Annotated in this window: 10 protein-coding genes; 7 read left to right on the top strand and 3 right to left on the bottom strand. The window is 41.5% G+C overall.

Translation table 11 applies throughout. The annotated features are described in order from the left end of the window. Window positions 1-1,665 carry a class I adenylate-forming enzyme family protein gene (locus tag LC036_RS13580; protein WP_226583514.1) on the top strand — a complete coding sequence of 555 codons (1,665 nt, stop codon included), beginning with the start codon at window positions 1-3 and terminating at the stop codon, window positions 1,663-1,665. A gap of 389 nt (window positions 1,666-2,054) precedes the next feature. Here LC036_RS13580 and codA read toward each other — a convergent pair whose 3' ends face one another. From codA to LC036_RS13565, 3 genes are all read right to left on the bottom strand, one after another. After that, a complete protein-coding gene (gene codA, locus LC036_RS13575) occupies window positions 2,055-3,299 on the bottom strand; it encodes a cytosine deaminase (protein ID WP_226583512.1) in 1,245 nt (414 codons plus the stop codon). Beyond that, window positions 3,296-4,552 carry a cytosine permease gene (gene codB, locus LC036_RS13570; RefSeq protein ID WP_226583511.1) on the bottom strand — a complete coding sequence of 419 codons (1,257 nt, stop codon included), beginning with the start codon at window positions 4,550-4,552 and terminating at the stop codon, window positions 3,296-3,298. The genes codA and codB overlap by 4 nt, the downstream gene beginning before the upstream one ends. Window positions 4,553-5,255: 703 nt before the next feature. Continuing rightward, window positions 5,256-5,768, bottom strand: a complete 513-nt coding sequence (locus tag LC036_RS13565; RefSeq protein ID WP_226583509.1) for a DUF3189 family protein — start codon at window positions 5,766-5,768, stop codon at window positions 5,256-5,258. A 74-nt stretch (window positions 5,769-5,842) separates the two neighbouring features. Here LC036_RS13565 and LC036_RS13560 point away from each other — a divergent pair, with 74 nt between their 5' ends. The 6 genes from LC036_RS13560 (at window position 5,843) to LC036_RS13535 (ending at window position 14,292) form a co-directional block, all read left to right on the top strand. Beyond that, window positions 5,843-6,130 carry a hypothetical protein gene (locus LC036_RS13560; RefSeq protein WP_226583506.1) on the top strand — a complete coding sequence of 96 codons (288 nt, stop codon included), beginning with the start codon at window positions 5,843-5,845 and terminating at the stop codon, window positions 6,128-6,130. 219 nt (window positions 6,131-6,349) lie between these two features. Further along, a complete protein-coding gene (locus LC036_RS13555; protein ID WP_226583503.1) occupies window positions 6,350-7,996 on the top strand; it encodes an extracellular solute-binding protein in 1,647 nt (548 codons plus the stop codon). Window positions 7,997-8,040: 44 nt separating this feature from the next. Next, window positions 8,041-9,924: a histidine kinase gene (locus LC036_RS13550; RefSeq protein ID WP_226583501.1), complete on the top strand. Its 1,884-nt coding sequence runs from the start codon at window positions 8,041-8,043 to the stop codon at window positions 9,922-9,924. Then, on the top strand, window positions 9,921-11,459 hold the full coding sequence (locus tag LC036_RS13545; protein WP_226583499.1) for a response regulator: 1,539 nt from the start codon (window positions 9,921-9,923) through the stop codon (window positions 11,457-11,459). Before LC036_RS13550 ends, LC036_RS13545 begins: the two co-directional genes overlap by 4 nt. A gap of 371 nt (window positions 11,460-11,830) precedes the next feature. Further along, window positions 11,831-12,838 carry a LacI family DNA-binding transcriptional regulator gene (locus LC036_RS13540; RefSeq protein WP_226583496.1) on the top strand — a complete coding sequence of 336 codons (1,008 nt, stop codon included), beginning with the start codon at window positions 11,831-11,833 and terminating at the stop codon, window positions 12,836-12,838. Window positions 12,839-12,963: 125 nt separating this feature from the next. Next, on the top strand, window positions 12,964-14,292 hold the full coding sequence (locus LC036_RS13535; RefSeq protein ID WP_226583493.1) for an ABC transporter substrate-binding protein: 1,329 nt from the start codon (window positions 12,964-12,966) through the stop codon (window positions 14,290-14,292). Window positions 14,293-14,340 lie beyond the last annotated feature (48 nt).

Below are 14,340 nucleotides of genomic sequence, written 5' to 3'. Positions count from 1 at the left end.
ATGGAGAAAGTCTGGATGCAGAATTGGCCGGAGAATGTGCCGAAAGAATTAACGTACCGATTAGGAAAACAGCCGCTTCATCTTTATTTAGAAAATCATGCAAAAAATAGACCTGAACAGATTGCCTACATCTACTATGGTCGGGAGATTACGTGGCAGGAGCTAAATGATTCTAGTAATCAATTTGCCAATTTCCTAATTGAACAGGGAGTAGAGCGTGGCGATCGCATTGGACTGTTCATGCAAAATTGTCCGCAGTATATCATTGCGCATTATGGAGCTCAGAAAGCAGGCGCGATCGTCTGTCCGCTAAATCCAATGTACAAAGAAACCGAGCTTGAATATTTAATCAATGAGGCCGATATGAAGATCCTTGTCAGTGCTGATGAATTGTATGACAGAGTGGAAGCGATACGAGTGCATACACCGACTCTTGAAGTTGTTGTGCTGACGAATTATGGGGATTATCTGCCAAGTGAAAGGCCTTATGCATTTCCGGAAGATTGTCTGTTTGATAAGCAGGTGTTTCATGATACTTATGACTTACAGGATATTTTAAAGGAGTATCCAGTAACTGCTTTAAATCTTTCGTTTGACGTGAGTGAAGATGTGTCTTTGCTCGTGTTCACCTCTGGAACAACCGGGCGGCCCAAAGGAGCTATGCTCACTTTTGAGAACGCTTTATTTAAAACGGCGGCGGCCGTCGAGGCGAATGGTGCAGGAACTGATGATGTCTGGCTTGACGTGATGCCTTTATGTCATATTGCCGGAATGGTGATGGGTGTGAATATCCCCGTCTATTCAGGCACACCCTGTGTGCTGCTGACAAAATTTCATCCAGAGACTGTGTTAAAAGCAATCGAAAAATATCAGGTCAGTTTATGGTATAGTGTCGCCCCTATGAATGCTGCTCTTTTACAGTATCCAGGCTTTAAAAATAGACAGCTGGGTTCACTGAGACGGAATTTAGCTACAAGCTTCGGTATTCCTGTGACCGAAGAGCTTGCCCGGCAATGGAAGGAGGCAACCGGTGGATGTGAGATGTATGAAGCTTCATATGGACTCAGTGAGACTCATACATGCGATACATTTATGCCGGCTGACAACGTGAAGTTTGGGAGCTGTGGCATACCGGTATTTAACACTGACATCCGCATCCTGCATATCGAAACGGGTGAAGAGCAGCCCGTTGGCGAGACTGGTGAGATCGTAATTAAAAGCCCGGGAGTGTTCAAAGGATACTGGAATCGTCCGGATGCAACAAGAGAGACATTACGAGATGGCTGGGTTCATACAGGTGATATTGGCTATTTTAGTGAAGATGGCTACTTATTCTTTAGTGGTAGAGTTAAAGAAATGATTAAAAGTTCGGGGTACAGTGTGTTTCCTGAAGATGTGGAAGTAATGTTGATGGAACATCCTGCAATTGCCCAGGTCGCTGTAGTCGGCGTACCAGATGAAGTGCGTGGAGAGAGTGTCAAAGCCTTTGTTGTTCCAGAAGTATCTAAAGCAGGTGAAGTTAGAGAAGAAGCAATTATTAAATGGTCAAAAGAGAAAATGGCCGCTTATAAATACCCTCGTTTTGTTGAATTTCGAAGTCAGCTACCTGCTACCAGCTCAGGAAAAGTATTAAGACGTTTACTAAAGGAGGGTAGTGACGCTTAATGGGGAGCTGGTACCCTTTATCGGAAAGTAAAGGGACCTTCCCATCCTTTATTTTTCAGAATAATTGATAGGGTAAATGGAAATCGTAGAGTCACCAATTATTATTAGTTTATTAATAAGAATGAAAGTGCATGACCCCCGGAGCGATAATGCTATAGCGGATGGGGGGCATGCACTGATATTATTATATCCTCTGTGCTGTATTCACCAGTCTAGCAGCGCTCTATTGAGTGACCAGACAGACTAGGGAGAGTTTAATAATAACTGGTCCTTTTTTTTGGTATATTACATAAGCTTTTTATAAATGATCATTTAAAATTCTTTATGCCGCTTGATGAATTCGTTTAGACAAAAAGACCGGCATCCCAAGCCGGTCTTTAGTGATCCAGTTAAATTTCCTTCATATGGAGGGTCGTTTCACTCGGTTTTGTCTCCGCCAAAACCTTTCCGTTACGGATGGAATAGCAGACAGCAGACTGCTTCCTGAGTGCCTCGTATTCATTTTCAGCATCCAGGATGAGGAGGTTTGCGGGGCGTCCCTCCTCAATTCCGTAGCCTTCTTTCAAGTTCAGAATGCGGGCACTGTTTTCGGTGATAAAATCCATGCCCTGTTTAATTTGATCGTATCCCATCATGTGAGACAGATGAAGTCCCATGTGCAGCACCTGGAGCATATTTCCGGTTCCTAGTGGATACCACGGATCGAAGATATCATCATGACCGAATCCCAGGTTGATACCGGCTTCATTTAGTTCCTTCACACGCGTTAATCCTCTACGCTTTGGATAGCTGTCAAACCGGCCTTGAAGGTGAATGTTGACGAGCGGGTTTGCAATAATGTGAATGCCTGACATCTTTAAGAGGCGGAACAGCTTGGAGGTATAGGCATCATTGTAGGATCCCATAGCGGTTGTGTGACTTGCCGTCACCTTGCCGCCCATTCCTCTTTCTAACGCTTCAGTAGCGACCACTTCGACAAAACGCGATTGTTCATCATCAATTTCATCACAGTGTACATCAACGAACTTGTCATATTTCTCAGCGAGATCAAAAGCAATCCTCAAAGATTCCACCCCGTACTCGCGTGTGAATTCAAAGTGAGGAATGGCACCAACACCGTCGGCTCCAAGTTTTAAGGCCTCTTCCAGCAGCTCCTTTCCGTTCGGGTAGGAGAGGATACCTTCCTGGGGAAAGGCTACGAGCTGAAGATAGACTTCCTGGTGCATTTCCTCTCTAACCTCTATGAGAGCTTTCAAAGCCGTTAGTTCGGGATCCGTAACGTCGACATGGGTGCGGACATGCTGAATGCCATTTGCTATCTGCATGGCGAGTGCCTGTCTGGCTCTTTCTTTAACGTCATCATGGGTGAGCTTATCTTTTCTTTCCGCCCAGCGCTGAATACCTTCGAACAGAGTTCCGCTCTTATTCCATTCTGGGTCCCCTGCCGTCAGAGTAGTATCCAGATGAATGTGCGGCTCTACGAAAGGTGGGATGACTAAGGATCCCTGTGCATCGATTATAGTTGAATCGTCCTGATTTATCTGATTTTGAGAGATTTCCTGGATGATTCCATGATCCATTCGGATAGACCATAAACCTTCCTTTCCCCGTAGTTTCGCTTGTTTGATAATCATGCCATTTCTCCTTCTTTTAACTTATTGTCAACGAATTGTTCAGTCAACTTAAAGGTGATGGTATAGACGAGAATAGATGTAATTAAGGCATTCACGGGAGCGATCCCCGGGCTCCATTGGGCTGCCGCCACACCTGCCGCCCAGGCGGTGATGCCTGCCCAATTCACTTGTTGGAACGGTTGTTCTCCGTAAGCAGCGGATTGATTCCGTCTATATAGATAGTAATCGATTAAAATAATCGCCCCAATCGGTGGAAGAGCGGAGCCGAGAATCGTCAGCCAGCCGACGAAATTGTTATACAGCCACATCGCTGTCAGTGTTCCGAGGATACCATTGAATAGGACTACTTTGTTTTTACTGATTTTCGTTATGCTTGAAAATCCGAGCCCTGATGCATAGAGCGCATTATCGTTCGTTGTCCAGATGTTTAGTCCGAGTACCAAAATCGCTGGGATAATCAGGCCTTGTGTGAACATCACTTCTGAAATGTCGGATTTTCCAGTTGCCATTGCACCAATGGCTCCGAAAATAAACATAAGCGAGTTTCCGATGAAGAAGGCAGTCACGGTACTGACGACGGCCGATTTTTTGGTCTTGGAAAAACGGGTGAAATCCGGTGTTAATGTACCGGCGCTGATAAAGGATCCGATACAGATTGTAAGCGCAGCTGCAAGTCCGATCTGCTCGGATGGAGTGTGCTGCAGAAGCTGATCCAATCCACCCATACTTTCGGTAGCCTTAAAAACAGAAAAGCTTCCTAAGATTGTAATCATCGGCACAGCAATGAAGCTGAGCAGCATTAACGCCTTCATCCCAAAAAATGCGGTAGCGGTCATCAATAAGCCTGCGCCTGCGATCAGCCAGGTCATATCCAAACCTGTCACTTTATGGACTGGTAGTGCGAACATAACCACACCGACGCCGAACCATCCCACTTGTGTTCCGCCAAGCATGAAAGAAGCCAGATAAGATCCTTTTTCCCCGAAAGCATAGCGGCTGAGTAAATGTGTGGAAAGGCCGGTTTTAGAAGAAACGTAAGCAAGAGCGCCGGTGTAAGCTCCTAAAATTAAATTACCGACGAATACCACTGCAATAAATTGAACAAATGTTAATCCAGAACCAAGCGTACCCCCTGACCACATGCTTGCAGAGAAGAAAGTCAACCCCATCATTACCATCAGCATCTTCCAAAATCCTTGTCGTTCTGACTGAGGCACAGCAGTTAATGCGAAGTCACCTTGTGTTGTTTTCATAATTCATTCCTCCAGTATCTGTATTAGACACTGGTACCGGGGAGTGGAAAAACGTGGACAAAAAAAGGCTTCCTGCCGTTTTGTCCGACAAGAAGCCACGATACTCCTCAAGAAAGGTATGACACCTATAAAAAAGTGCATACGTTTCCCGCAGGTATTTTTCTACGCGTTGTCCTTGTCAGCCTCTCGGGACTGAATTAAAGGTACCAGTATATTGTTGATATTATTGCAAAGTTTAGTAAGGATTGTCAAATGCTTTTTCTATTAAAATTATGGTTGAAAGGATTATTCCTAAGAGAGCGTAGTTTTATTCTAACAGTCAAATGTATACGTGCATGTTTACAAAGATCCCAGAGGAGAAGCTCACATATAAAAAGGTTTTTCCATTGTTTAATCATTGAAAGCTCTTTAGCTTAATACTTAATATGTGAATTCGGAGATTCTCAGCTTGTTATGAATGAACATAAGGATCGATTGGAAAGAACTTAACTGGTGGAACGGCGGGGGCAGGGTGGATGATGGTAAAGTAATAGATTTACCTGGTAATCATGCGGGGGAGAGGCAGGTGTAGAAAAGCATTTCAACCTTCTCTATGCCCAAAATTTGAAGAAGTAAGATGGCGCTTGGAAGCGATGGGGTTTGGTTCCTATTTAATAGTGTGGTTACAATGAACGGCATCACACGTATCCGAACAAGTGACGCTTTATATTTTAAATTCATTATTTTCAAGAATAACAACGTTCTCACCATAAGGATCCTGCGCGACTTTTTTTGTGTTCCTTACCAATTCACCGATAAGAGGATGACATTTGTGAGCCCCTCTTATTAACAGAGGGACTCCGAGCGCGTCTATTCCCAGCCCGCGCGATAGGCCTCCGCCAATCGACATAACGAACGGGACCGTTGGAGAAGTATTGGAGAATATGACTCTTTCATGGATCTCAAATAGTTGAAACAGCACCAGGCACAGCTCTTTTAGGGAAGGGACAACATATTTGGAGTTTTTCCTACCTATGGTATATACATAATCTCCACGATTATCCTGTCCGTGAAAGATTAATTTGCCAGCATCATTTTTTGTAAGGTCATTAAAATATGGAATTTCCAGCACCTCTTCATTGCTGAGCTGCTGCCCATATTTGATATAACCTAAGTGGTAGGCGGCAGCTATGGAGGTTGTATGAGTCCCTGCATAGTCGTTATAAATATAAATCATAAATACTCCTCATTTCACTCATAATAAATATACATCTTATACTCTTAAAGGATGTCCAAAGAGGAGGAATTATATTGGAAGAATTCCCAATTATTCATACGAACATCTGGGATGCAGTCATAGCTGTCCCTATCATCATACTTCTTACTGAATTCATTAAATTGATCTTTCATCTTCCTAAAGGCTGGGTGCCAAGTCTTGCTGGATTTCTAGGGTTGGTGATTTCTGTATTTATTGCTCACAGGAATAATCTGGCTGCAGGTATTTTTATGGGACTTTTTTATGGGAATGCTGCTGTTGGCGTTTATGCTTCACTAAAAACATCGTATCAAGTATATAAAAACAGAAGAAAGAGAAGATAACATCAAGTCTCTGGGACATGCGTAATAATTTTCACACGTTTTTCATACTGTTTTAAAAAGCTGAACTCCTTTCATTCAGAAAGGGTTCAGCTTTTTTATATAATCAAAATTAAATAAAGGTAAACGAGCAAATAACTTGATTTTTAGAGTTTTTTGTACAATTCTTCCTACGATCGTACAACATTTTTCGATATACTAGAGTTAAAGTGAGGGATAAACATGCGGCGAAGGTCTTTATTTAATAATCTTATCTTACTCCTATTCATGGTAATTTTCTTAGCAGCCTGTGAAGACGTAAAGAAAAATGAAACCGGTTTCTCGGGAGCGGAACAAGCTGAGGATCAAGTGGTCGACCCTGGTAAGCCTGACTGGCAGGTTGATACAAGTCCTATCACATTAGATTGGTATGTAAACTTCTCCTGGTTTACTACACAGTGGGGGGACAATGTCGTTTCTGATTATATTACCGAGAAAACAGGGGTGAAGATTAATTTCATCTCTCCAAAGGGCAATGAAAATGAAAAAATAAATACTATGATTGCTTCAGGTTCTCTCCCCGATTTTATTACAATCGGCTGGTGGGAAGATGGGTTGGAAAAAATGGTCGAAAGGGACCTTGTTCTTCCTTTAGATGAGCTTGCCGATGAATACGATCCATACTTTTTTAAAGTGGCCGATGATTCGAAGTTAGAATGGTACAAGCAGGAAGACGGTCATGTATATGGATATCCCAATGCTTCATCTTCGCCGAAAGATTTTGACAGGTATAAAGATGTGAAGCCATCGAATCAAACGTTCTTAGTGCGGAAGGACATCTATGAAGCTTTAGGAAGCCCGGATATGAGAACCCCTGAAGGGTTTTTGAGCGCCTTGGAGAAAGCGAAAGAACAATTTCCAGAGGTGAATGGAGAACCTCTTATTCCTTTGGGACTCCATGAATTCAATACTGATGGCAATGATTCATTAGAAGAGCACCTTCAAAATTTCTTAGCTGTCCCTATGGAGGATGATGGAGAAATTTATGACAGGAAAACGGACCCGGAGTATATCAAATGGTTAAAGACATTCAGACAGGCAAATGAGGCGGGGTTGTTATCCAAAGATATCTTTATAGATAAGCGTGCCCAAATGGAAGAAAAAATTGCGGAGGGCAGATATTTTGCCATGCTTTATCAACGGAGTGATATGGAAGCGCAGCAGAAAGAGCTTTATGCAAAGGATCCAAATTCCGTTTATATAGCGGTTGATGGCCCCGCTGATTCTAACCTTGCTCCCCCTACACTCCCTGCGGATGGGATTTCGGGATGGACGGTAACGCTTATTTCAAAAGATGTGAAGGACCCTGAACGAGCCATTCGTTTCTTAAGCTATCTCATTAGCGATGAAGGGCAGAAGGATGTTTTCTTTGGCAAAAAAGGTGTCACTTGGGATACCATCAACGGGAAAAAACAGTTTGTTCCTGAAGTGCTCGATCAGCTGCAGTCGGACCGTGGGGCATTCAACCAAAAATACGGGGCTTCTTATACGTACTGGATGCTGATGGACACGAATAAATACTTGGAATGGGCACCGACTCCTATTGCTCCACTCAAACAAACGATGGATTGGACGAAGGGAAAAACGGTCAACTTTAGTGAATTTGAAGGCATAGACCCTGTTGGAACATCGGAAGCGGGAATTGCTGCAAGAAAGATTGACGAGGAGTGGGGAAGGATACTCCCTCTGTTACTATTGACTGAATCCGAAGAGGAATTTGATCAAATGTTCCACTCCTTTTTAGAGAAACGTGAGGAACTTGGTTTTTCCATAGTGAAACAGCATAGACAAGAGGTTTATAAAGAGAATCAGCTGAAGCTGAACAAATAGCGTTAGGTAATTCATCCATTTACTGTAAGCAGGGGGGAGAAGGCATGGGTGCTAAATGGAAAAAGACCTTAAGAAAGTCAGGTGGATGGATTAGTCAGCTGTCTCTCCAAAAAAAGTTGGTGTTTCTATATGTTGTCATTATCTTAGCACCTGTTCTTATATTCACTTGGAATATTTCTAAAAATAGATTTGAAACGTCTATTCATGATGCCAGGAGAGAAAGTGAATATATACTGGAACTAGAGAAAGTGAATATTGAAGAGAACAAGGAAAAGATCCGTCGGACAGCTCAAATTGTGGTGGCCAATCAATCGTTAACTGAATTTATCAGCCAGAAAGAAGAGCATGATGTGAAAGAGCTTCTCAATTTTAAGAGAAGTACGCTTTCTGATGTTTTACAGTTGAAATACAATAACCCTGCCATTGAAAATATACACGTTTATGCGGCTAATCACAAAGTGAAAGAAATGTGGCCGATCATTTATGATGAGCGGAGGATCGAGAACTCTGATTGGTTTCAGGACATTTTGGAATCTGGCGGCACAGAGATATGGAGAATGAAACAACAAAATGTTGCCCCGAGTGATGGGGATGCGGCTGCTCAAGATCCGCAGGAGATATCGCTATATCGAGAATTGGAATACCCAAAAGATGAGCACCTGGGCACTATTGAAATTACCATGCTTCTCGAAAACTTCTTTCCAAAGGTCTTTAACGATGTTGAAAACAGTAACTCGCAAACCTTTGTCCTGGATGAGAAGAGCTCCATCCATTTCGAACAAACCCATTCCCTATTAAAGGATATCGGAATGAGTCCGCAGGAACTGAAGGAGAAGTTTTATCAAAAAAATTCAGGTGAGATGAATCAAACGATGATGTTCTCAAATGGAGAGGTCCCGTTTATGATCGTATCATCCTATGTAGAGGATCTGGGCATTGACCTGTTACATGTGGTTTCATTAGAAGAAATATTTCAGGAAAGAGACCAGCTGCGGGCGTTTATTATCCTGGGAACGATTACTTTAATTGTTCTTCTCTCCTTCATCACCCATGGATTAGTATCGTTAATTCTAAAAAAACTCCATTTATTAATTGAATCTATGAAAAAAGTGGAGAAAGGTGATTTTACAGTTGATGTAGATATACAGGGGAACGATGAGATTGGCAGGTTATCCAGTCATTATCGCAATATGTTAGGTAAAATTAATACGTTGATTGCAGAATCGGTCAATAAGGAAGCGGCTACTAAAGAAGCAGAGCTGCATGCTTTAAAGATGCAGATTGACTCACACTTCCTTTATAACACATTAGAGAATATAAAAATGATGGCTGAAATTGATGGGAAATATGATATATCTGACGCTTTAACATCACTGGGAGAGATGATGCGTTACAATCTAAAATGGAAAAAAGACTTTGTCTCCTTAAAGGAAGAGGTCGGCCATATACGAAATTATATTGACCTTATGAATATACGTCTGGATCACCGTTTAGATTTACAGATAGACATTCCGCCTCATTTGGAGGATCAGGATGTTTTGAAGATGTCTTTCCAGCCCATTGTAGAGAATTCAGTAAAGCATGGACTGCAGCCAATCTTACATGAGAAAAAAGGAATCATATCAGTCCAGGCTTATACAGAAGGAAACGATATAAAAGTAATCATATCAGACAATGGGACCGGCATGGATCCTTTAATCCTTCAAAAGTTAAGGGAATCTTTACAGGAAGGAACAGATATGACGGAGACATCAAATCGGATGAGGACAGGGAGTGGCATCGGTCTTTACAACGTACATGAACGTGTCCAGTTGTATTATGGAAAAGAATATGGGTTGACTATAAATAGTGAAGAAGGATATTACACAGAGGTTGTAGTCACCATACCTTGCCTGGTTCTCGAAGGAGGGGGAGACTTATCAGCATGATGAAGATTATTGTTGTAGATGATGAACGAATGATCCGCTTAGGAATAAAAGCCATGATTGAAAGAGAGTTTACAGATACGGATATTATGCTTGCCTCAGATGGGATAGAAGCTTTGGAAATATGTCGAAAAAACCCTGTTGACCTCGTCATCACGGATATAAAAATGCCTCGTATGGACGGGATACAACTCATTGAAAACCTGCAGGGCATCCAAGTAATCCCTTTTGTTATTATCCTGAGCGGTTATGATGATTTTTCGTATGCCAAGCAGGCCATTCAATTTCAAGTGATGGATTACCTGCTTAAACCTGTGGATCGTAATGAACTGTATGCATTAATTAATAAAGCTGAAGATAAGCTCAATGCTAGAGTAACTGTACAGAAAAATGAGGATGAGTACTTAATCAACCAATTGAATTATATGTTACTCAATCCGAAAATGAATGAAGAAAAAGTGGAAGAAGCGGTTCAGAAGTTTCAGCTTCATCAGTATTCCGCCGGCTTCTATGCTGGAATATTCCAATTCAAGAGTAAACAAAATACTATAATGAAGGACGATTTCTTTCAACACATCATGAAGCAGATTCAGCAGTACGACGCTGTATCCTTATGTTTCGTGGACAGTTATGAAAACCTTGTTGTATTTACCGAACGTCCAGAAGGATTGTATGGTATTTTTGAAGAAAACCAATTAGATCCAGCCAGCCATTTCTGTGTTGGCATCAGCGATAAGCATGTTTCGATGGGAAAGTTGGTCGAAGCCTATGAGCAGGCAAATGAAGCTTTAGTTTATGAGTTTATCTTTCCTCATCAAAAAATCCTCACGTATGAACAAGTAAAAGCTAAAAAACAAGATGAGACCATGATTGACGAACAATTGATCCAGAAGATTTATAATATGTTAGGCACAAACCGGCAAAATGAAATCCGTTCATCCTTGTTACATCTCTTCAACATAGAGGAGATCAAAGAATATAAAATCTCCTGCTTGGAAGGTCTGAATGGTGCGATTAATCGAATTCTGTTTGATCAGGCCTTTAACCAAATAGGTATGGAGTCTATCGAAGTTTTTAAACTTTATGACAAGGTTGGAGATATGTCCAATTTTGAGAGCGTGCATGACTATTTTTATGCGGTTGAAAAATTAACGATGCGGCTCCACGAATATTTGAAAGAGATGAAAAGCGTGTATGCTGGAGAGAATATTATGGATAAAGCAATCGAGTTCATCCATGAAAATGCTCATAAGGATTTGAATATGGCCGTCGTTTCAAACCATATATCTTTGAACTACTCTTATTTCAGTCATGCATTCAAAGATTATACGGGGAAGAATTTTGTTGATTATTTGAAAGAGGTTCGGATTGCAAAGGCTAAAAAGTTATTATCTCAGTCAAACCATAAAATCTTAGAGGTAAGTGAACAGTCAGGTTTTAGTAATTCTAAACAATTTTCCAGAGTTTTTCGAGATCTCGAGGGAGTTTCCCCGAAGGAATATCGAGAAAAAAGATATGCAGAAAGAAAATTTTCTTGAGCAGCTTGTGTTCGTACACAAGCTCTTTTTTTATGCTCATTTTAAAGATGTAGATCCTACTGCGCTCAAAAAGAAGCTTTTAAATAAATCCTTAATTAAGTTCTATACCCCTATTTCTACGAATTTCTCATTAACCTAAAAATCTGTCACCTTATGTAAAATTCAGTTCATTATAATAATAGATTAAGTCGATTACAATAAGTTTGTAAGCGGTTAATCAAACGCATAAGGAGGGTGAGGGAAGGGTAAGGCAGTTTTCTGAAGAGAAGTAAGATCTGAAAGCCATCTTTTTTTTAATACAATTGTAAGGGTTTTCATTTTGTTTTCCTCTCTTACGAATCGTGTTTTATAAACACAAGAGGTGTTCAAAAATGGTAACGATTTACCACATTGCAAAGGCAACAGGGTTTTCACCTGCAACGGTTTCCAAAGTGTTAAACAACTATGAAGATGTCAATTTAAAGACCAAGAAAAAAATCCTGGAAGCTGTAGAGGAACTGGGGTATTTACCAAACTCTCATGCCAGGTCTTTAATCACAAAGAAGTCATGGATTATTGGTGTCGTATTTATTGAATCTTTGGGGATTGGGATGAAGCACCCATTCTTCAACGCCGTGATTGAGAGTTTCAGGCAGCATGTAGAAGTCCAGGGGTACGATCTGCTCTTTGCCTCAAGGAGCATCAGCAACAAGCAGAAGAGTTATCTGGATTACTTTAAATATCGTGGTGTGGATGGTGTGGTGATTGTCAGTTCCACCTATGAAGATGAACAGGTGCAGGAGTTGATGAACAGCCGTCTGCCTTCTGTCGTCATTGATCTGAAGAGTGATAAATCTTGTGTGGTCTACTCAGACAACGTTCACGGTAGTTTTGAAGCGGTTCAATATTTACACTCGTTGGGACATCGGAAGATTGCTCACATAGCGGGACACTCAACAACGTTTGCCGGTAAGCAGAGGTTAAAGGGATACGTAGAGGTTATGAAGAAACTTGGTTTATCCGTGCCGGAGGATTACATTGTGGATGGAGAATTCTTTTCAAGAGATAGTGGATATGAAGCCATGAAGAAACTGTTAGCACTTAGAAACCCGCCTTCAGCTATATATGCAGCAGGAGATAACCTTGCTATTGGAGCTATGGAAGCCATTCGAGAGGCTGGGTTTGGAGTACCGGACGATTATTCGGTGATCGGATTTGATGATATCGAACTATCCGAGATGTTTCATCCATCCTTAACAACCCTCCGCCAGCAAACCGAATTGATTGGCGAAAAGTCAGGAGAGCTGCTGCTCAATCAAATTAACACAAGGCAGAAAAGTGTCGAGAGTGTCGTTGTTCCAGTGGAATTGATGATTAGGAGTTCGTGTAGAAGTATTTAATTTTTTATCCAAAATTGAAACCGGTTTCGCTGAAGTCCACTGTTCCTAAATTCGAAACCGATTCAGGTACTATAAGAAACACCGTCTTTATACATTACTTTTATATTAATTAGGAGGTAAGATACATGAAAAGAATATTAGGTATGGTCCTTACCCTGGTTTTACTTGCTGGAGTAATCGCAGGATGTTCAAATTCTGCTTCTTCCAACAGCGGTAAAGACTCAGGTGATGTATTGAAAGTCTGGTCCTTTACAGATGAATTGCAGGAGCCAATTAAAACGTTTGAAGAAAAAAATGGGGTGAAAGTGGAATTAACGATCATTCCAATTGCTGATTACCCTACAAAGCTTAAGCCTGTTCTGGAAAGCGGCGTTGGTGCACCGGATGTATTCACTGGTGAAATTGCTTTCTTAAAGCAGTGGATCGAACGTGATTATTGGGAAAACTTATCGGCTGATCCATATAATGCAGATGAATGGAGCGAAGATTACGTTCCTTACGTATACGATTTAGGTAAAGATTCAGAAGGAAATGTTAAAGCGTTGTCGTGGCAGACGACACCAGGCGGTATTTTCTATCGTCGTAGTATCGCTAAGGAAGTACTAGGTACAGATGATCCAACAGAAGTTGGAGGCATGATGTCTTCATGGGACAAGATGTTTGAAGTGGGAGAAAAGTTAAAAGCAGAAGGATATCGCTTATTCCCGGATGAAGGTTCAATCCGCTGGTTCGCTAAAAGTGAAGACCCGCAGCCATGGGTGAATGAAAATGATGAACTAATCATGACGGAAGCTAAGTTGAATTATTTTGATCAAGCGAAGAAACTCCGCGAAAAAGATTACACAGCCTTTGCACCAGAATGGTCTCCGTCCTGGCTTGCTTCTATGAATGGACCGATTGCCTATAACGGTGGATGGGATGAAGTAGATGAAAATGCTTCAGGAGAAAAAACGGAAGTATTCTCTTATGCTCTGCCAACATGGGGATTACACAGTGTTCTTAAGCTGAACGCAGAAGATACAGCTGGAGACTGGGCAGTCACAACTGGTCCAGCACCTTATTTCTGGGGTGGAACTTGGTTAGGTGTTTACAGTGGTTCTGAGAAGAAAGACCTGGCTTGGGATTTTGTGAAAATGATGACACATGACGATGAATTCTTAACGGACTGGGCGAAAGATACAGGGGACGTTTTGTCTTACCTTCCTGTTACCAACAAGATCAAAGACGACTTCAGTGAGGAATTCCTTGGCGGACAGAACAACTATGAATTTTTCTTAGAAGAAGCGAAGAAAATTGAACCAGGCATTGTGACAGAGTATGATCAGCAGATTGATACGCTGCTTGGTTCAAAAGTTACGGAATACGTAGACGGTAAGCTGACGAAGGAAGAAGCGATTCAGGAATTTTACAAAGCCGTTAAAAATGCGTATCCGAATATAAAAACACCCGAATAAAAAATAGAAAGAAAGGATAGGAATCTCGGATTTCTATCCCCTCTTTCT

Source organism: Halobacillus litoralis (assembly GCF_020524025.1).
Classification (GTDB): domain Bacteria; phylum Bacillota; class Bacilli; order Bacillales; family Halobacillaceae; genus Halobacillus; species Halobacillus litoralis_D.
Note: the sequence above shows the minus strand (reverse complement) of the source record. Positions and strands in the feature narration are given on the sequence as shown.

Coding starts and splice junctions, on each gene's coding strand:
- LC036_RS13580 (WP_226583514.1), top strand. CDS start 1: ATGGAGAAAGTCTGGATGCAGAATTGGCCGGAGAATGTGCCGAAAGAA.
- codA (WP_226583512.1), bottom strand. CDS start 3,299: ATGATTATCAAACAAGCGAAACTACGGGGAAAGGAAGGTTTATGGTCT.
- codB (WP_226583511.1), bottom strand. CDS start 4,552: ATGAAAACAACACAAGGTGACTTCGCATTAACTGCTGTGCCTCAGTCA.
- LC036_RS13565 (WP_226583509.1), bottom strand. CDS start 5,768: ATGATTTATATTTATAACGACTATGCAGGGACTCATACAACCTCCATA.
- LC036_RS13555 (WP_226583503.1), top strand. CDS start 6,350: ATGCGGCGAAGGTCTTTATTTAATAATCTTATCTTACTCCTATTCATG.
- LC036_RS13550 (WP_226583501.1), top strand. CDS start 8,041: ATGGGTGCTAAATGGAAAAAGACCTTAAGAAAGTCAGGTGGATGGATT.
- LC036_RS13545 (WP_226583499.1), top strand. CDS start 9,921: ATGATGAAGATTATTGTTGTAGATGATGAACGAATGATCCGCTTAGGA.
- LC036_RS13540 (WP_226583496.1), top strand. CDS start 11,831: ATGGTAACGATTTACCACATTGCAAAGGCAACAGGGTTTTCACCTGCA.
- LC036_RS13535 (WP_226583493.1), top strand. CDS start 12,964: ATGAAAAGAATATTAGGTATGGTCCTTACCCTGGTTTTACTTGCTGGA.